At 53.1% G+C, this 19,186-nt stretch carries 18 protein-coding genes; 10 read left to right on the top strand and 8 right to left on the bottom strand.

The genetic code is table 11. The annotated features are described in order from the left end of the window. Positions 1-5: 5 nt before the first annotated feature. The 4 genes from ACO6S1_RS07345 to ACO6S1_RS07330 are packed head-to-tail and all read right to left on the bottom strand — an operon-like array spanning position 6 to position 4,270. Positions 6-1,325: a DUF58 domain-containing protein gene (locus tag ACO6S1_RS07345; protein ID WP_422345658.1), complete on the bottom strand. Its 1,320-nt coding sequence runs from the start codon at positions 1,323-1,325 to the stop codon at positions 6-8. Then, positions 1,322-2,278 (bottom strand): AAA family ATPase, encoded by a 957-nt coding sequence (locus tag ACO6S1_RS07340; protein WP_422345657.1) that lies wholly within the window; start codon positions 2,276-2,278, stop codon positions 1,322-1,324. The genes ACO6S1_RS07345 and ACO6S1_RS07340 overlap by 4 nt, the downstream gene beginning before the upstream one ends. Next, positions 2,275-3,585 (bottom strand): hypothetical protein, encoded by a 1,311-nt coding sequence (locus tag ACO6S1_RS07335; RefSeq protein WP_422345656.1) that lies wholly within the window; start codon positions 3,583-3,585, stop codon positions 2,275-2,277. Before ACO6S1_RS07335 ends, ACO6S1_RS07340 begins: the two co-directional genes overlap by 4 nt. A gap of 10 nt (positions 3,586-3,595) precedes the next feature. Next, on the bottom strand, positions 3,596-4,270 hold the full coding sequence (locus ACO6S1_RS07330; protein ID WP_422345655.1) for a hypothetical protein: 675 nt from the start codon (positions 4,268-4,270) through the stop codon (positions 3,596-3,598). 137 nt (positions 4,271-4,407) lie between these two features. Between ACO6S1_RS07330 and ACO6S1_RS07325 the strand changes: the two genes are divergently transcribed. The 5 genes from ACO6S1_RS07325 (at position 4,408) to ACO6S1_RS07305 (ending at position 9,088) form a co-directional block, all read left to right on the top strand. Beyond that, a complete protein-coding gene (locus ACO6S1_RS07325; protein ID WP_422345654.1) occupies positions 4,408-5,163 on the top strand; it encodes a hypothetical protein in 756 nt (251 codons plus the stop codon). 92 nt (positions 5,164-5,255) lie between these two features. After that, positions 5,256-5,732 carry a (2Fe-2S)-binding protein gene (locus ACO6S1_RS07320; RefSeq protein ID WP_422345653.1) on the top strand — a complete coding sequence of 159 codons (477 nt, stop codon included), beginning with the start codon at positions 5,256-5,258 and terminating at the stop codon, positions 5,730-5,732. A 2-nt stretch (positions 5,733-5,734) separates the two neighbouring features. Further along, positions 5,735-7,975 carry a molybdopterin cofactor-binding domain-containing protein gene (locus ACO6S1_RS07315; protein WP_422345652.1) on the top strand — a complete coding sequence of 747 codons (2,241 nt, stop codon included), beginning with the start codon at positions 5,735-5,737 and terminating at the stop codon, positions 7,973-7,975. Positions 7,976-8,009: 34 nt separating this feature from the next. Continuing rightward, complete coding sequence (locus ACO6S1_RS07310; protein ID WP_422345651.1) at positions 8,010-8,483, top strand: c-type cytochrome; 474 nt, start codon at positions 8,010-8,012, stop codon at positions 8,481-8,483. Next, complete coding sequence (locus ACO6S1_RS07305; RefSeq protein WP_422345650.1) at positions 8,480-9,088, top strand: nucleotidyltransferase family protein; 609 nt, start codon at positions 8,480-8,482, stop codon at positions 9,086-9,088. The genes ACO6S1_RS07310 and ACO6S1_RS07305 overlap by 4 nt, the downstream gene beginning before the upstream one ends. On the opposite strand, the gene ACO6S1_RS07300 is transcribed toward ACO6S1_RS07305, so the two are convergent. Together ACO6S1_RS07300 and ACO6S1_RS07295 are read right to left on the bottom strand one after the other, a co-directional pair. Next, a complete protein-coding gene (locus ACO6S1_RS07300) occupies positions 9,085-9,873 on the bottom strand; it encodes a hypothetical protein (RefSeq protein WP_422345649.1) in 789 nt (262 codons plus the stop codon). The genes ACO6S1_RS07305 and ACO6S1_RS07300 overlap by 4 nt on opposite strands. Next, positions 9,870-10,511: a queuosine precursor transporter gene (locus tag ACO6S1_RS07295; protein WP_422345648.1), complete on the bottom strand. Its 642-nt coding sequence runs from the start codon at positions 10,509-10,511 to the stop codon at positions 9,870-9,872. Before ACO6S1_RS07295 ends, ACO6S1_RS07300 begins: the two co-directional genes overlap by 4 nt. Before the next feature lie 163 nt (positions 10,512-10,674). Between ACO6S1_RS07295 and ACO6S1_RS07290 the strand changes: the two genes are divergently transcribed. From ACO6S1_RS07290 to ACO6S1_RS07270, 5 genes are all read left to right on the top strand, one after another. Next, complete coding sequence (locus ACO6S1_RS07290; RefSeq protein WP_422345647.1) at positions 10,675-11,244, top strand: TIGR00730 family Rossman fold protein; 570 nt, start codon at positions 10,675-10,677, stop codon at positions 11,242-11,244. Between the two features lie 22 nt (positions 11,245-11,266). After that, positions 11,267-12,502, top strand: a complete 1,236-nt coding sequence (locus ACO6S1_RS07285; protein ID WP_422345646.1) for a NupC/NupG family nucleoside CNT transporter — start codon at positions 11,267-11,269, stop codon at positions 12,500-12,502. Positions 12,503-12,546: 44 nt separating this feature from the next. Further along, positions 12,547-13,491, top strand: a complete 945-nt coding sequence (locus ACO6S1_RS07280; RefSeq protein ID WP_422345645.1) for an isopenicillin N synthase family dioxygenase — start codon at positions 12,547-12,549, stop codon at positions 13,489-13,491. Further along, positions 13,488-14,108: a uridine kinase gene (gene udk / locus ACO6S1_RS07275; protein WP_422345644.1), complete on the top strand. Its 621-nt coding sequence runs from the start codon at positions 13,488-13,490 to the stop codon at positions 14,106-14,108. The genes ACO6S1_RS07280 and udk overlap by 4 nt, the downstream gene beginning before the upstream one ends. A 231-nt stretch (positions 14,109-14,339) precedes the next feature. Then, on the top strand, positions 14,340-17,798 hold the full coding sequence (locus tag ACO6S1_RS07270) for a TonB-dependent receptor (protein ID WP_422345643.1): 3,459 nt from the start codon (positions 14,340-14,342) through the stop codon (positions 17,796-17,798). A 187-nt stretch (positions 17,799-17,985) separates the two neighbouring features. On the opposite strand, the gene ACO6S1_RS07265 is transcribed toward ACO6S1_RS07270, so the two are convergent. Both ACO6S1_RS07265 and fdxA read right to left on the bottom strand, forming a co-directional pair. Next, positions 17,986-18,516, bottom strand: coding sequence for a CarD family transcriptional regulator (locus ACO6S1_RS07265; protein ID WP_108811228.1), 531 nt, complete (start codon positions 18,514-18,516; stop codon positions 17,986-17,988). Positions 18,517-18,765: 249 nt separating this feature from the next. After that, on the bottom strand, positions 18,766-19,104 hold the full coding sequence (gene fdxA / locus ACO6S1_RS07260; RefSeq protein WP_422345642.1) for a ferredoxin FdxA: 339 nt from the start codon (positions 19,102-19,104) through the stop codon (positions 18,766-18,768). Positions 19,105-19,186: the final 82 nt, after the last annotated feature.

Here is a 19,186-nt window from a genome sequence, read left to right as displayed (position 1 = left end):
CGCCATTAGATGGCCCCTCGCCGCTTGATTTTGAGATAGCTGTTGATCAGTCGCGTGCCGATGTCCCTGTGCGCGCCCTCAATCACATCAATGCCCATATGCTGCAGGCGAGTGACCACCAGTTTCTTTTGGTTGAGCAGACTTTGGGCGGTAACGCTGCGCGTGACATCTTCTGCGGTTTCCGGTTTCTTCTCGATAAATTGAGAGAGTTCTTCATCTTCCAGCACGACGAAAAGCACCAGATGCTTGTCAATCAATCTCGCGGCGGCTTCCAGCATCAAATCAGCACTGGTCGGATCAGTAAAATCGGTAAAAATGATGATCAGCGATCGCCGCTGCAAACGGTTGGATAGTGCCGACAATGCCAATGTATAATTGCTCTCCTGATGCCGATAATCGATCGTCGCAGCATCCTGTTGCAATCGAAAGAAATTCCGGCCGCCCGACAGGAATGGCGTGGATAATTCCGGTTTGGCGGCAAAACTGAACAGGCTTGTTTTGTCACCGGATTTCAGAGTGATGTAGGCGGTCAACAAAGCGGCAGACACAGCGCGGTCGATCCGCGGCAAGCCGTCTATCGGTTCGCACATCGCTGATCCGCAATCCATTGCGAAAACGATCTGGTTATTGCGTTCGGTATCATATTCCTTGGCCAGCAATTTGCTGTGTCGCGCCGAGCCTTTCCAGTCGATACTGCGCCGATCCATGCCCGGCTGATATTCGGCCAGTGCTTCAAATTCACTGCCCTCTCCACGAAATTTCCGGGCCAGCAATCCAAAAACGGAATCGCGCAGAAACATCTGTACGGTAGGGCTGCGCACGGCAGAGATATTGGGCATGACGGCAATGGTTTCATCACTTTGCTTTGCAGTCTGGCGCCATGCCAGCCCAAGTGGCCCCTTCCAGCGCAGCCACAGCCTCCCTATTTCGCCGGTCCCGCGACGGTTCGGCGTGGTTGTGGCGGTACCGCTATAATTCCCGTCCCGTTCTTCAGATCGGTTGAGTGTAAATTCCATTCGGCCGTTTTCCGACAACCGGTCATCCAGTCCCAGATTTCCGCTAACCGAACGGGGAGCCATTAGTCCGGCAAATTCCGCGCGGACGGCCAGCTCCAGTGGTGCCCCGATCTCGGTTGTTTTAGGTGCTGCCAATCGCACCGTTCCAGCCTTGGCAGCAATCAAGCCATCAATGACGAGCAACAAGACAATCATCCCTGCCCACGCGATACCGGCTGCCCAGAGATTCGGCATGAGCGCCGCCAGAATGGCGGCTATTGGCGCACCAATCGCGATGAGTATAACGGCCCGGGCAGTCGGATAGATCAACGCGGTGCTTCCGTCCGCTCAACCAGTGCTTCTATAATCGTATCAACCTGGCGGCCTTCTATCTCTGCGGCAGGCGAGAGAAGAGTGCGATGGCGCAACACGGATGGCGCAAGTGCTTTGACATCGTCCGGCACGACATAGTCTCTTCCGGAAATTGCGGCCCGTGCGCGCGCTGATGTGGCGAGCATGATCGCAGCTCTGGGACTTGCCCCATTTTCAAGATCAGCGGTCTCTCGCGTCGCCCGGACAAGGCGCACTATATAGTCCGTGACATCATCCACGAGCCTGACCGATTTCACCGTTTCCGCCGCAGCAACAAGTGCTTTCTCATCCACTTGCGCACCGATCCCAAAGTCCTTGGGTATTGGTGCACCGATACGCTCGCCATATTGGGAAACGATTTTCCTCTCTTCTTCGGCATCGGGATATTCAATGAGTAGCTTGAAAAGGAACCGGTCGAGCTGTGCCTCGGGCAGCGGATATACCCCTTGCTGTTCGATCGGGTTTTGGGTCGCAACCACCATGAACCGGGGCGACAGATCATGTGTTTCACCGTCGATCGTGACAGCGCGTTCCTGCATTGCCTCCAGCATCGCCGCCTGCGTTTTGGGCGGGGTCCGGTTTATTTCATCGGCGAGCAGAAGATCACAGAAAATCGGCCCCCGCGTGAGTGTGAAGGTACTGGTCTGGAAGTTGAACAGATTGGATCCGACAATATCACCGGGCATCAGATCAGGGGTAAACTGGATCCGGCCAAAATCGAGACTGAGCGTTGCCGAGAAACATTGTGCCAGAAACGTCTTGGCTGTTCCGGGTGGCCCTTCGAGCAGCACATGGCCCGAGGAAAATAATGCGATCAACAGATGATCGACAATCTCTTCCTGCCCGATAATTGCCTTCGCGACTTCGGCGCGGATATTGTCCGCCAAGGTCTTCAGTTCGCCAATGTTCATCCGATGAGTTCCTTTTTCCAATGATAGAGCGCCGCTGCATGGTCCGCAGTTTCGCGTGAATTCTGGGCCTGATTGAGATTGTTCAGCAAGCTTGTGAACCGATTGCCGTCCACTTCACCCAGCATATCGAGCTTGCGATTCACTTCTTCCTGGTCGGTATCCGAGTGCAGACCGATCGCGTGAATTGCCTCGTTGCGGATCATTTCACCATAGGGTTCGGCGACGAGATGTTCGCGCTGCATTCGGTGGATGAAACCAGCGCTGTTATTGACCAGCGCAGTCTTGCCAAAATCGATACTTCGCCTGTCAAGCGCTGGCGGGCCAAACCGGTTAAACGCCATCCAGGCAGCGGCCAACGCAGCGATAATCAGGCAGATGGTTGCCGATAGAAACGGTGGCTCGAAGGCCAGGGTCAACAGGTTTTCGGACGAACCAAGCCCGTTGAAGGTCAGATCAAATGTCACAATATCACCAGCCGCGATCCCAGTTGCGCCGATCAGCGCCAGAGCGTGCCGTGCGGTCTGTTTGTCGGCCATGCCGGTGTTATTCATAAGGTCCGCATCAGCAACCAGAACCAGTGGATAATAGGATTCGTCAATTTCCTCTTCATCGGCGATTTGGGATTCATCCAAACTATCAAGTTGCGGATAAATTCCGCCATCATCCAGATAGGCGACCAGGGCGCCATCGCCCGCCCGATTGGGTACGATGGTGCGAATGTAATCGCCTGTCATGGCCACCGGTGTTTCAGGTATTTTCACTGTGCCGCCGACACCGGAATTCACGGAAAATCGGGTTTTTGGTTTTTCCTGATCGCCTTCTGCTTCGGTTGCAGCGACATCAACTTCGACATCGACAATTTCCTTGAGCATCGATTTACCGGAATCGCCGCCCAATGTTCCAAAACGCTGGACCCAGCCCTTTTTTAGCCGCGGATCGGGAACAGCCATGACTTGCCATTTCGGCAGGATGATAATGGTCGGCCCGACATAGGCACGATCCTGCATGACTTGCGCCACATCGTCAGCATCCGCAAAAGCATTGGGAGTCAGGATCAAAAGGCCGGGATTATCGATGCCAGCTGCCGTTCGCGAATATTGCACTTCTATTCCCGTCTTGCGCAATATATCCGCCAACGCCTTATAACCGACGAGGCTGTTGGACGCGCCATGGGCCTGACCGTTTTTCCCCGAGGCCAGCTGGTCACCGGTGCCCAGCCCATAGAGCAGTGCAACAAAGGCCGCGAAACCGATGGCAAACATGATGAAGATCGTCGTCCGCTTGAACGGGCTGGCCTGAACACTCATCGGGCGATGCTCATTTCCCGCTCTGCCTTGGTTTGCGCCAGTTTTCCGCCATGGCGAACTCGCCATAAGCATTGCGTGAGGCGCTCCAGCCTTCTTCACCGATTGGCGTTGCTGCAAAAATACCGCGCTCGACATGGCCGGCAATCACAGCAAACATCGCACGTGCAGTTTCGGGCAGACTGTCGAACCTCTCAATCTCACGAGATGTGTTGGACGGGCGGAGCAAATCGGGGCGGCGCTTTTCAATATCTTCGATGCTGCGAAACAGCAGCAGATGTGCGGCCTCGTTAAATCGCCCTTTGCTGGCCAAGGCATCCGCCTCATCCAGCAGACGCCGCGCCGTTATTTGGTCCGGTCGCCATTCTTCTTCCAGCATTGGTTTGCGGTTACGCCAGTCATCCAAATAAGGCGATAATATAACCCACAACAAGGTCAACACACCGGCCGCCAACAGCACCAGCAATATGATCCTGAGGGTCGGCCATGCTGTCACCAATCCTTCCGCAACTGGGGCCAGAACATCGTTTAACCATTCCAGAAAATCCGTCCACCATTCGGGCGGCTCTTCCTCAGGTTTCGGCGCGATGCTGGCAAATTGGATATCCTCGTCAGCACGCACGTCATTCCACGCGGCGTCAAAAGAAGCGTTCCCATTATCGGCCAGTATTCCTGTGTCTTTTGCCACCAATCCGATGTTGCAGAAACAGGGGGCGGGAGCAAGGGCGAAGATGTCCACTGCCATGCCTGTTTATAGGACCAGCCTGATTGACAGGGCGGGCCGGAGCGAGAATATACCCAGCAGCGGATAAGGGGCCTCACATAATGACATTCGATATTGGACGCGTGATGAGCACAACCTTCACGGTTATTGCGCGCCATCCCATTGTTTTTCTTGGCTTGTCCCTGATCGTTGCAGGGATGCCTTATGGATTGATGCAGTATTTTACCCTCAATCCCCAAGGCCTTGCAGCTCCGTTTCTCGATGAAACACTTGCTGGTTTCGACGATTATTGGCTGACATTTGTCTTCGCTGGCACCGGGATGTTTTTCGCCTATTTCATACTGACGATATTGCTGCAGGCGATGCTGATCGTCGCCACTGTTCGGGATATGCGTAATCAGGATGTTGATATCGGCCTGTGTTTTGCAGAGGCCATGAAACGCTTTCTGCCGCTTATCGGGCTAGCGATATTATCTCTATTAGGCATCATGTTGGGGTTGCTTCTGTTTGTAGTTCCCGGTGTAATATTGTTCCTGATGTGGATGGTTGCTGCGCCCGTGATGGTTATCGAAAATCTCGGCATCACGGGCTCGTTAAAACGCAGCGCAGAGCTGGCCTCCGGTTCAAAGGGCATGATGTTTCTGCTGATGATTATCTTCATGATCGCATCTGCAACGCTATCGGGCATGACCGAAGGAATCGCTTTTTTCAATGCAACCGCGTCGGTCTTCGTCACCGTCATCGTGGAGACTGCAATTGCCGCCGTGCAAGCCGCTGGCGTGGCGGCCTTATATGTGGAGCTCCGCACCGTCAAAGAAGGGCCGTTTACGGAAGCTTTATCCGACATTTTCGCCTGAACAGACCCTGTCCTTGCGTACCTCTTGGCTAAACCCCTGCCCTCAGGTATAGGTTGCAGAATGATATCCAATTCCAAAAGGGCGATATTTCCATGATTACACTGAACGTAAACGGTCAGGCAAAAGAGGTTGATGTCGATCCAGCCACGCCTATTCTCTGGGTCGTCCGCGAAAATTTGAAAATGACGGGCACCAAATTTGGCTGCGGCGTCGCCCTGTGCGGAGCTTGCACCGTCCATCTGGATGGCAAGCCGATCCGGTCCTGCTCCACCCCTGTTTCAGAAGCTGATGGCAAGGAGATCACCACAATCGAAGGTCTCGCCGAGGAAGATGGTACCTTCAGCAAGGTCCAGCAAGCCTGGGTCGATCAGCAAGTGGCGCAATGCGGCTATTGCCAGTCGGGACAGATCATGTCGGCCACTGCCTTGCTCAAAAACAATCCCAATCCCAGTGATCAACAGATCGATGCCGCGATGGCGGGCAATATCTGTCGATGCGGAACCTATGTGCGTATACGCAAGGCGATCAAAACTGCCGCTGGCGTCTCTTCCGAAACGCAGGAGGCTTGATCATGGCGGACAAACAGATTTCTGAAACAGCGCCCAAAAAAGGCAAATGGACTCGTCGCGCCTTCATCGGTGCCGGGGTGGTTGCTGGCGGCGCACTGGTTGTTGGCGTCGCGGTCCGTCCTGACAATCCGATCGGGCGGCTCAGCCCGATGCTCGCCAAGGACGGCGAACAATTGATCAATGCCTGGGTAAAAATTGACACCGACAATATTGTCACGGCAATCATTCCCCATGTCGAAATGGGTCAGGGTATTTTCACCACCCTGGCACAAATGCTCGCCGACGAGCTGGATGCGGACTGGAGCAAGGTCAGAATATTGGAAGCTCCGGCAGACGCAAAATATGTCTCCCATGATATTGGCCGCGAATTTCTTGCTCCCAATCTTGAGGTCCCGGCAATATTGGAGCCAACGGTCGGCGGAACCTTTTTGCAACTGGCAACAGCGATGAACCTGCAAATTACCGGTGGCAGTTTCTCGGTTCGCGGAACCGGACAGCGCGCCATGCGGGTGGCTGGCGCCGCAGCCAAGGAAATGCTGATCGCGGCAGCGGCCGAGGAATGGAATGTTCCTGCCGGTGAATTGCGCGCGGAAAACAGCATGATTCTCCACGACAAGAGCAGCAAGTCAGCCCCGTTTGCGGACTTTGCCGCCGCTGCGGCAGAGCAAGGCCTGCCGAACAAGCCCAAGCTGAAGTCACCCAAAGACTATAAGCTGATGGGCAAGGCCATGGCCCGCCATGATATTCCCGAAAAATCCGATGGCACGGCGCTATTCGGCATTGATGCGGATCTGCCCGGCATGAAATACGCTGCGGTGAAAGCCGCGCCTGTGGTTGGGGCGACAATCGAATCCATGAATGTCGATTCCGCCAAAGCCATGCCCGGTGTCCTCCAAATCCTGAACATGGGTGATTTTATCGCTGTGATTGCCGATGGCTATTGGCGGGCCGAGCAAGCACTTGGCACTATCGAAGCAAAATATTCCAAGACCGAAGGCGATGCGCTGAATCAGGATGCCCTGTTTGCGCGCTATGCATCGGTGCTCGATGAGGCCGGTGACGATGGCGGCGATGTCGAGACCGAGCAGGGTGATGTCGGAGAAGCTTTTGCGGGTGCCGCCACCAAGGTCGAAGCGGAATATAAGGTGCCCTTCCTCGCCCATGCCACCATGGAACCGATGAACTGTACTGCCTGGGTACGGGACGGGAAATGCGATGTCTGGTCCGGCCATCAAGCCCCGCTCATGGCTCGTAAAGCGGCAGCGGACACGCTTGGCATTGATATGGATGCCGTAACCTATCACAATGCCTATCTTGGCGGCGGTTTCGGACGGCGATCCGAAAATGATGTGATTATCATGGCGACGCGTATTGCCAAGGCGGTTCCCTATCCGGTGAAGATGATCTGGTCGCGTGAAGAAGACACCATGCAGGACCATTATCGTCCATCGGCGACCAGTCGGTTCCAGGCCGGTCTGGACAAGGACGGCAAGCCAGTGAGCTGGAGCAATATCCATACGCATCTGTTCGACCCGCAAGAAGCACCTACCGTGCCTTATTATAATATCGCCAATCACAAGATCCGCAAAATTGATGTGCCAACCCATTTGCGCTTTGGCCCATGGCGGTCGGTGGATCATAGCCAGCATGGCTATTTCATCGAAAGTTTCGTTGACGAAATGGCCCATGCAGCAGGCAAAGATGGCTATGTATTTCGCCGCGAATTGCTCGCCGGATCAGTCCGCCATCTGGCGGTTCTGGACAAGGCTGCCGAGATGTCGGGTTGGGATAAACCCCTCCCCGAAGGTCATGGCCGTGGCATTGCCTTTGTTCCTTCCTTCGGCACCATTGTCGCGGAAGTGGCCGAAGTTGACATGACCAGTGGAAAACCGAAGGTGAAGAAAATCTACGTCGCGGCCGATCCCGGCTTTGCCATCAATCCAGACGGATTTGCGGCACAGATGGAAAGCAGCATTGCATACGGCCTCACCGCTACGCTCTATGGTGAAATCTCGGTAAAGGATGGCGCTGTCCAGCAGAGCAACTTCCATAACTATCCGATTTTGCGGATCAACGAGATGCCGGAAGTGGAGGTGGCGATTATTAACGGCGATCACAAGCGGCTCGGCGGAGCAGGTGAGCCAGGGTTGCCACCATTGGCACCTGCCGTTACCAATGCGATTTTCGCCGCCACTGGCAAACGCGTCCGCGAGCTGCCATTAAGCAAAGTGAGTTTCGCCTGAAGCCGTTCGTGCTGACATTTATAAGGATAGATTGATGAAAGCAGTGTTACGCGCATCCGCGCCCGTCTTGCTAATCGCTTTGGCCGCCTGCGGGTCTGACCCGGCGCCAGAACCCACCGAACAGATTATTGTTCGCGAACCCGGGTCTGATGCATCCGATGCGGCAGCGCTACAGGCAGCCGATGACACAGCTGCCAGTCTGGTGGCGGCAGGGAAGGCGGCTTTCAACACATGTGTCGCCTGTCATGTTGTAGAAAAAGGCGGTGCCAATCGTATTGGCCCCAACCTTTATGGTGTTATCGGCCGGGCTGCTGGCAGCGTTGACGGGTTTAAATATTCTGATGCGATGGCTTCCTCTGGCATCACCTGGACCAAGGAAGAACTGGACAGTTATCTGGCCAACCCGGCCGCCAAAGTTCCTGGCACCACGATGATGGCCGGAGCGATCACCGATGCCGGAAGACGCCAAGCGATTATCGCCTATATTGAGGACGCATCCGCCAATTGAGTATAGCGGCCGGGAACGGAATCATTCTGGCCCTGCTTGCCGCAGGTCAGTCCCGGAGATTTGGGGATCAGGACAAGCTAACCGCCTTGTTGCATGGCAAGATGTTAGGCTTACATGCGGCAGGAACACTGGCCAGCCTTCCTTTTGATCGACGCATAATAATAGCATCCTGCCCCGATCATCCCTGCACGGATGGTTGGAAAGAAATGGGCTATGATGTTGTTGCCAATGATCATGCCAGCGAGGGGCAATCCACATCTGTTCGATGCGCGACGGCCAGCGCAATCACATGCAACGCCGAAGCGATATGTATCTGTCTGGCCGACATGCCCTATATTACTTGCGAGCATATCGAGCGCCTGGTGCGGGCGTTTCAGGAATGCGGGCGCGATTCCGTTATTGCATCAAGTGACGATGGCAAAGCGATGCCCCCGGCACTTTTCCCATCAAGCCAATTTGCAATCCTTCAGGATGTGCAAGGAGATCAGGGTGCCAGAAAGCTGCTAAAGACCGCCCACCTTGTTCCCGTTGATGACGGCAGTCTGTTGGATATTGATACACCTGAGATATTAGCGATGGAAAACCGGAAAATACCCGGCCTCTAATCTTCGAACAGCTCTGCTGCATTGGTTAGATGAATATCATCTCGGGTCTCCAATTGTTCCAGAAACCAATATTTATGCCAAGCGCCATAGAGGATTAACACGCGTTTTCCCTGATCCTTTACGCCATCCAAGGCGACAGCGATTTTCTGATAATGGGCCGCATTGATATTCTGCCAACCCCCCGGTCCCAGGTCATCTCCGAACATCAGTTGATAAACATCCTGCCGCGCTTTCACCGCTTCATCATAGGCCTTGCTATGAATGAACAGAGGATCATCAGAACGTCCGCTGACTGCCCTGTTATAAGTTGCAATAGCGGCCTGATGTGCAGCCCAATCTTTCGTTCGCGACGGGTCTTGCTTTAGCTGCGTCAATTCACCGCGCCGGGCATCCGCTATTTTCTGCGTCCAGGCCGCCACAGGTACCAGTTCAAAGCCCAATTGCTGTCGCAGCGGGAAAACAACATCGGTCAATTCGGGAAAGTCATCCGCGCGGCTTTCCCGGACTTCTCCAAACCTTTCGAAATTTGCGGATGCCCGGGCAAAGCGTTCAGGCGGCAATTCGATCATAACAATGTCGGGAGCAAATCTGACAATTGCCGCCCGCAACACTTCGAGAGAATAGGCTTCGCTGCGGCGGTGTTGCCCATGGATCACGCCGATTATGGTGACAATATTGGTGTCAGGAGACGGTGCGGATTTTTCTGCGGGGGCTGAACAGGCCGCCAAGATGGCCAGACACCCGAGCAATGACCATTGAAATAGCGAGTATCGAAAAAGCTTCACTCCGCATCAAGTCGTTTGGCCATCCGCACAATGGCATAAATCAGCGGCGGCACAAAAACCGCCGATAATATGACCTTGGCAAGCAATTGCCCCGGCATGATTTTCATAAGCGGCGCGACACCGTAAAAGGCGACCGTGATGAAAATCACCGTATCAACGGCCTGGCTCACCACACCAGCAATCATGCTGCGCAGCCAAAGCAGCTTGCCGCTTTCCCCTTTCAGCCGTGTTATGATGAAAACATTGAGCAGCTGGGACGTGCCATAGGCGATGATCCCGGCAAACATCAGCCGGGTCGACTGGTTGAGTATAATGTCAAATGCGACGCGCTTTTCTTCTTCCCAGAACGAAGCGGGTGGCAGGGCCAATACCAGCTGGATTAATATCATCGATACGATGATCGGAACGAATCCGAACACAACGATCCGATTAGCTGTGGTCCGGCCATAAATCTCGGCTACTGCGCCGGCCAAGACCACCAACAGGATGAATGCGAAAATGCCCGCTTCGACCGCCAATGGTCCCAGCGCCACCAATTTATTGCCTAATATTCCCGCCAAACTCGCCATGCCACCATAGAGAACGCAAATGACGAAGAGCCCACGTGGGATGTGCTTTGTTTTTGGAATTGCTGTCATCTTCATTGCCTAGCGCGGTCGGGACTGAAAAAAAAGCATGAAAAAACGAGCAGAAAAAAGGAATCGTGACTCTCCGCCATTTTCCTCTAGGGAGGATTCGATGACCGTTTTGGCTTAGTCCAGCCATAACAGTCGGGGGCAGAGTCGGTCCAAAGGGGAATTTGTGCAAAGACTAGCGGTTTATTGTGGCGCGAGCGCTGGGGGGGACCCTGTATTCGCCGAGACAGCAAAAAAATTGGGTCAAGTCATGGCCGAGCGAAACATCGATCTGGTCTTTGGCGGCGGACGTCTGGGTCTGATGGGCATTATTGCTGATGCTGTGCTCGAAGGTGGCGGCAAGGTTTATGGCGTCATCCCGGAAATGTTGAAAGACCATGAAGTCGCCCATACCGGCCTGACCGAACTGCACGTCGTGACATCCATGCATGAGCGCAAAGCAAAGATGACCGAACTCACCGATGGTTTTGTTGCCATCCCGGGTGGCATCGGAACCTTGGACGAGCTGTTTGAAGCATGGACATGGAAAGCGCTTGGCTATCATGGCAAGCCGATCGGGCTGCTCAACGTGAACGGCTATTGGGATTCCCTTACAACGTTTCTGGACAATGTTGCGGGCCATGGATTCATGTCCTCCGCTCGTCGCGAACAGTTGCTTCTAAGTAACAATATCAACGATATACTTGACCAGCTAACCGCTGCTTACACGGGTTCGAATGGGGAAGTGACGTGGTAAAATCAACGGGGGCGAACCGCTAATGACTTCAATTCTAACAAGCATTGCCGGCATGGCGGTAATCCTCCTGCTCGCCTTCGCCCTTTCAACCGGGCGCCGTAAAATCCGCTTTCGTGTCGTCTCGGCTGCTTTTGCTCTGCAGGCCGGCATCGCTGTGCTTGTGCTTTATGTTCCGGCTGGCAAAGATATCATTGAAGCCATGTCTACAGGCGTTTCCAACCTCCTCGGATACGCGGCCGACGGTACAAATTTCATATTTGGTCCGCTGGCCAGCCCTGACATGGGCGGGAACAGCTTCGCGATAGCTGCGCTTCCCGTTATCATCTTTTTCTCCGCGCTGATATCGATTCTCTATTATCTCGGTGTAATGCAATTCATCATCAAATGGGTGGGAGGCGGAATCCAGAAAGTCACGGGAATATCGAAAGTAGAATCCCTTTGTGCCGCGGCCAATATCTTTGTTGGGCAATCGGAATCACCGCTCGTCATCCGTCCTTATCTGGCTAAACTGACCGAGTCCCAGCTGTTCACGGTTATGAGCGTCGGCATGGCTGGTGTAGCGGGAACCATATTGGCGGCCTATGCTTCCATGGGTATCCGCATCGACTACTTGTTAGCCGCTGCATTCATGTCAGCTCCCGGTGGTATCCTGATGGCAAAAATCATCATGCCTGACGATCCTGATGCCGAAGCGCCGGAGGAACTGGTGGTAGCCGTTGATTACGAGGAAGAAAAGCCAGCAAACATCATTATGGCCGCCTCTATGGGCGCACAAACCGGCGTCAAGATTGCCGTCGCAGTCGGCGCAATGGTGCTCGCTTTTGTGGCACTTGTGGCATTGGCCAATGGTATATTAGGCGGAGTTGGCGGCTGGTTTGGGCAACCAGACCTGAGTTTTCAGCAAATTATCGGCTATGTTTTTGCACCGATCATGTTTCTGCTTGGCGTGCCTTGGGAAGAGGCATTTGCAGCCGGCGGCCTGTTCGGAACAAAAGTTGTTCTGAACGAATTTGTTGCATTCAACGATCTCGGAACCATGAGTGAGACATTGTCGCCAACCACGGTCGCCATCGTAACTTTTGCCCTGTGCGGCTTTGCCAACTTTCTCTCGATTGCCATTCAACTGGCCGTTACGGGCGGTCTCGCGCCAAATCAGCGTCCGGTGATTGCACGCCTTGGGTTGAGAGCATTGGCTGCAGGCTCCCTCGCCAATCTGATGAGTGCAGCCTTGGCTGGCCTGCTATTATCCCTTGGGTAAACCCGATAGATTGACAAACCCGTTTCCCGGAGCATCATAGAGCCATGTCACAACCCCATGATACGTTATCTTCGATTTCTCTCGGCTTGGCTGATCAGGACAAGCATGCCTTTGCCGCGCGCATCGGTCAGTCCTTTTCTGACTGGGGCTTCGCGGTTATTGCTGACCATGGCATATCGGACGCCTTGATCGCAAAAGCCGAACAAATGTCCCGTGCTTTTTTCGCATTGCCGGAGGATGTGAAACGGAAATATCATATCGCTGGTGGCGGTGGAGCACGCGGCTATACCCCCTTTGGGACAGAGGCCGCTAAAGATTCCGACATTCATGACCTGAAAGAATTTTGGCATATTGGTCGGGAGTTACCAATTGACCATGAATTTGAACAGTTTATGAGCGCCAATATCTGGCCGGAAGAACTGACTGGCTTTCGCGATTGCTACCTCGAACTGTTTGCCGCCTTTGACAAAGCGGGCCAACGGATACTCGAAGCGATTGCCCGCTTCCTTGAACTGGATCCGAATTTTTTCGACGACACCGTGCGCGACGGTAACAGCATATTGCGCCTGATCCACTATCCGCCAGTGCCAGCCGATTCATCTGCCGTGCGCGCAGCTGCGCATGAGGATATCAATACGATAACCCTGCTGATTGGTGCCGAGGAGGCGGGATTGGAGCTTTTGGACAAACAAGGCAATTGGCGTGCGGTGACTCCAAAACCGGGTGAACTTGCCGTCAATATCGGCGATATGTTGCAGCGATTGACCAATAACAGGCTGCCATCCACAACCCACCGGGTGGTCAACCCAGCGCCGGAACGCCGCGGCCATTCGCGTTATTCCATGCCATTCTTCCTGCATTTCAGACCGGACTATTTGATCGAAACTCTGCCGCAATGTATCGATCAGGATCATCCCGATCTCTATCCAGAGCCGATTACGGCGCATGATTATCTGATGGAACGACTGCGCGAAATTGGATTGGCATGATCCCGAAAGTTGTGGGGATAAGCGGGGGCAGCTGTTCGGGCAAATCTACGCTGGCCGCCCATGTTCATGAAACATTGGGCGCGGAACAATGTGTTATTCTGCCACAAGACGATTATTTTTTTGGCTATGGTGATGCACCGGCAGGGAAAGGCGGACCCAATTTCGATCATCCCGATGCGGTCGATTTTGACAAGATGTGTGCGCAATTGTCGCAGCTTAAGCAGGGGCAGGCAGTTGATCGCCCTCTCTATGATTTTCCGACTCATATGCCCAGGACAGAAACCGAGCGAACCGAACCCCGGCCGATCATCTTGGTCGATGGTATATTGATCCTCCACCACGCCCCGTTGCGGCGATTATTCGATCTGTCCGTATTTGTGCGTTGTGACAGTGTCATCCGGTTTGAAAGACGTTTGGAACGCGATGTCAGAGAGCGTGGCCGAACCGCCGAATCGGTCCGGGAAGTCTTCGCCAGCCAGGTCGACCCGATGCATGAAAAATTTGTCGAACCTTCACAGGTACATGCTGACATCGTGATAAATTCGCAACAGTCAGAAAAAGTCATGACAAGCGACTTTTCGGCAATTTTGAAGGAAATAAATTCTATAATTCAGTAGGATAGGTTTACTCATCTGTAAAGTTTAGGGGCCTGTGGGCTCACTTTCCAAGCCCTTGATAAACTGTGGATAAAAATTAAATGCTGCAGCGCAAAATAAAGTCGTTGCGATTGAGACAAAGCTGTCATTTTACCCCCCTAGGGAGCAGTTCGATTACATGGCGTTCCTGATGCTTGCCGCGTCGCCGACCATGTCCATCACTGTAAAAGACCGCAAATGGGGAACCTTAACATGAAAATGAAATATCTATTGGCAGCCAGCGTTGTCAGCCTTTCCACAGCCGGCCTGATGGCAACACCAGCCGCAGCACAGCAGATTACATCTGGCGTTGAGGGCCAAGTTCGAGATGAGAATGGCAATCCATTGCCTGGCGCAACAGTCACCGTAACTGATACACGGACGGGATCGACGCGGACGCTTTCATCCAGCGGCTCCGGTAATTTCAGTGCCCAAGGCTTAGTAGCCGGCGGCCCCTACACCATCACAGCAACGGCTCCTGGCTTTGAAGGTCAGAGCGTCGAAAACCAGTCTCTGACTGTCGGCGGCAATCTCCGCCTCACTTTCCAACTGGCTACGAATGAGTCTGAAGCAGTGATTGTGGTCACCGGGTCGCGTGTGCAGGCAGCCCAGCTCGCGGTCGGCCCTAGTCAGTCATTTGACTTGGAGACACTGGAGGGATTTCCTTCAATTACGCGCAATGTCAGCGACATAATCCGAATCGATCCCCGCGTCAGCCTTGACCGGAACAACGAAGTGGACCGGATCAGCTGTCTTGGCGGTAATGACCGTTCCAACACTTTTACCGTCGACGGTATCGTGCAGTCGGATGTGTTTGGTCTGAACGGCACGCCATCCGCATCGCGCAACACTTTCCCAATTCCGTTCGATGCCATTCGTCAGACCTCCGTCGAATTCGCGCCGTTCGATGTGGAATATTCCGACTTCACCGGCTGTGCGATCAACGTGGTCACCAAGTCAGGTGAAAACCAGTTCCACGGTTCTGCTTTCTATACTTTCACCAACGAAAATTTGCGCGGCGATGAAGCCGGTGGCTCGGGATCAGTCGTGGCACCGTTTTCCGAGAAACGCTGGGGTGCGACTCTGTCGGGCCCAATCATTCCCGATCGTCTCTTCTTTTTCTTGGGATATGAAGAAACCGACCTCGGAAACGCCAATGAATTTGGCCCTGCAGGCGCCGGCTTCCCCAACGAAGCCGATTTCGTTACCCAGGCGCAGTTTGACCAGTTCGCCAATATCGCGAACACTGTATATGGTCAGGATGTTGGTGGCTATCCGCAGAATCTGCCAGAAACCAGCGCACGCTATTTCGGCCGACTGGATGCTTACATCACCGATAATCATCGTCTTGAGGCGACTTATCAGCGTCTGGAAGAAACCAATGTGGAATCAGATACTGGTACCAACAACCTTACCGGGCTGAACAGCTTTGAAGATGAAGGTACAGTTTCAGACTATTATTCCCTTCGACTCTATTCCGACTGGACAGACCGGATCTCTACCGAACTTCGCGTGTCACGGGCCGAAGTTGGTGACAAACAAGGACCAGTTGGTGGCGGTGAGGCGCAAGACGATCCTCCGATCGTCCGGCTGGTCGTCGGCGTGCAGGGTCCAACAGAAAATGGTCTTCTTTCCACCGGTCCCGGAATTTTCCGTTCCGCCAACCAGCTCGATACCAAGATTGATCAGGCAAGGTTCTTGATGAATATCGACGCCGATGATCACAAAATCAAAATCGGCGCGGAACTGAACGATCTAGAAGTATTCAACCTGTTTGCGATCAATGCGACCGGATCAATCTTCTTCCGCAACTTGACTGATTTCCAAAATGGTGTCGTCGCCAGTGGAAGTGGTTCCAGTGTTTTTGCCAGCGCCGATGATCTGATTGTGGGTGGCCGCTTTGGATTTAATGGTGGTGCAACGATTGCAACATCGGCGACCGGCGATATTAACGATGCCAGTGCTACGTTCAGCCGTCAGATATATTCCTTCTTTGTCCAGGACGAATGGCAAGCCACCGATCAGCTAAGCTTGACTGGAGGCGTACGCGTACAGCTCTATGATGGTGTTGGCGTTCCACGCAACAACCCATTGTTCCTGCAGCGGTTTGGATTTTCGAATAGCGTCCCATTTAGCAGTTTGGAAACTGTCATCCTGCCACGCTTTTCAGCTACCTATAATCTTTTCAACGAGGGCTTTTTCAGCGATACGACGCTCACGGGTGGTGTAGGCCTCTTCTCTGGCGGTGACCCAGTCGTGTTCTACTCCAACGCCTTTTCCAATGACGGCTTTGCTTCGGCAAATGGTGACACATTTGATGCTGAGTGCGCAGGATTGTTGGATGCCAATGGCAACTTCAGTGTCGTGAATGGTGGACAGTTCACTGGATTTCCACAGTGTGCGGTTCAGGCTGCCATAAATACAGCCTCTGGAGGAGGCGCTGATGTAAAGTCCACCGATCCAAATTTCGATGTTCCTACGGTGCTTCGAGCTAATCTTGGTATTGATACCATGATCGGTGCGCAGGATGGCTTCTTTTCAAACTGGAACCTCAAGCTTGACTATATCTATTCAAGGTTTATCGACCCGATCAACATCAACGATCTGGTACAGATCCCCAATCCTAGCGAGGGACTGAATGGCTTTGCCATTGATGGTCGTCCGATTATTGCCGCCATTGACCCATTAAACCCGGATTGTAATGCAGTCCTGCAAGGTACAGGGGGCACACCGCCAACTTATACTGGCGTAACCGCAGATTGTTTCGTTAACAACGTCACCGGTCGCTCAGTGGGCTTGGATGATTTCAACCAGCTGACCAATGGACCTTCCTACGACAGTCACGTCTTTTCGATTGCTTTGGCAAAGCGTTTTGATGGCGGAGTATTCACCGATGGTGGTAACGTAAACGTCAGCTTCGGCTACGCCTTCACGGACTCTAACAACACGCGAAACGTCTTTGGAGCCACCGCCAACGGTAACTTTGAAGATACCGCAGCGTTCGATTTCCAAGACCCGGCAATTTCGACATCCAATTTCGAAACCCGGCATCGGTTCACAATGGCTGCCAATTTCCGCGAGGAATTTTTCGACGATTACTCGACGCAACTGGGTGTCTTTTTCTCAGCACAGTCAGGTCGGCCTTACAGCTTAACCTTCAGCGGTGACGGTTTCCAGGATTCAACATCTGGCGACAATAACGCGCTGCTGTATATTCCAACGGGCATTAACGATCCGAATTTGTCCCCTCTGTCGACTGCGACAGCCGCCGATGTGGATAGTCTGTTGAATGTTATTTCAGGTCTGAACTGTAATTATACACCCGGCCAGACTATTCGACGCAATAGCTGCCGCAATGATTGGGTCTTTGACATGGACCTTCGCTTTAGTCAGGAAATTCCTGGCCCTGGCCGGTTATTCGGTTTGGAAGACAAGATTGAGCTGTTCGCTGATTTTGACAACTTCCTGAACTTCATCGACCCCGATTGGAATGTACTCCGCAATCGCGACGATGAAGATGGTCTGGTCAATCTGATCGGAACATCCGGTGTTGATGCTGATGGACGTTACATTCTTGACAGCCTCAACGGCCAGACTCCGGACGATCAGGAAACCCTCCGCTTTTCGAACAGCGTATGGCGGATCCAACTCGGCGTTCGTTACGAATTCTAAAGCGTCCGAGAAAGACTTATCGGGCCTCTTGGTCCAACAAACGGCGGCTCTGAACAGGGCCGCCGTTTCTATTTCCAACTACCGCACTGGCAAAACCAACGATTCTGTGTTGTGCAGAACCAAAAAAGGCCGCCCCATTTTCTGGGACGGCCTTTAAAGATATCCATCTGAAATCAGATCAGAGTGATCAGTCTTCCTTCACCTCATAATATTGCGGTGCCGCAATATTCAGGATTTCCAGAATTTTCGCCAATGCTGTTGGCTCATCTGTTTCTTCCATCGCGGCCAATTCGCGGGCCAGACGGCTGGAGGCCGCTTCGAAAATCTGGCGTTCGGAATAGCTTTGCTCTGGCTGATCATCAGCACGGAACAGATCGCGGGTTACTTCGGCAATAGAGACAAGGTCACCGGAGTTGATCTTCGCTTCATATTCCTGGGCGCGGCGCGACCACATGGAGCGTTTCACTTTCGGCTTGTCTTTCAGTGTCTCAAGCGCCTCTTTCAGCGTCTTGTCAGAAGACAGTTTGCGCATGCCAACGCCCTCTGCCTTGTTCATTGGTACACGCAATGTCATGCGTTCTTTTTCAAAGCGAAGAACATATAGTTCCAATTGCATGCCTGCAATTTCTTCATTTTGCAGTTCGATCACACGACCCACACCGTGTTTCGGATAAACAACATAATCGCCCACATCAAAGGACAGCGTATTCGCAGCCATAAAAAGCCTTTCTTTCTCTATGGAAAAGAAGGATGATTTCGGTCAAATTTTCTCAAAACCCCGACGAAATTACCCTTTTGTTCATACATATAACGACCGAACACCCCCCGTGCCCAGCCGCTTACCAACACCATTGTTAGCAGATTCGTAACAAAAAAGCAATTTATCGTTGCAACGCACAACTTATCGCCTAGCGAACCTATGGTCGCCAAGTGATATGGTGATGCTATTCGTCAGATCAAGCGGTGCTTAATCGCCCTGACCGGGTTTCTCGGAGAAATGGGCTTCAAACTTGCCTTCAACCCCTTTGAAGTCATCGGCGTCGGCCGGCGGCTCACGGCTGACAGTTATGTTGGGCCAGCTTTCGGAATATTTGGTATTTACTTCGAGCCATTTTTCCAGACCGTCTTCGGTGTCCGGCAAAATCGCTTCGGCCGGACATTCCGGTTCACATACGCCGCAGTCGATGCATTCACTGGGATTGATGACGAGCATATTTTCGCCTTCATAGAAACAATCAACGGGGCAGACTTCAACGCAGTCCATATATTTGCATTTGATACATGCGTCGGTAACAACATAAGTCATCGGGTCGTCTACTCCATCTTGCAGATCGCTATATTTGCGATGCTTGTTTCACTGCTATTGCCCAAAATTGGCAACGTCAACA

The organism is Parasphingorhabdus sp., from assembly GCF_965233695.1.
Lineage (GTDB): Bacteria > Pseudomonadota > Alphaproteobacteria > Sphingomonadales > Sphingomonadaceae > Parasphingorhabdus.
The sequence above is the reverse complement of the archived record's forward strand: the minus strand, read 5'-3'. Positions and strand labels throughout refer to the sequence as shown.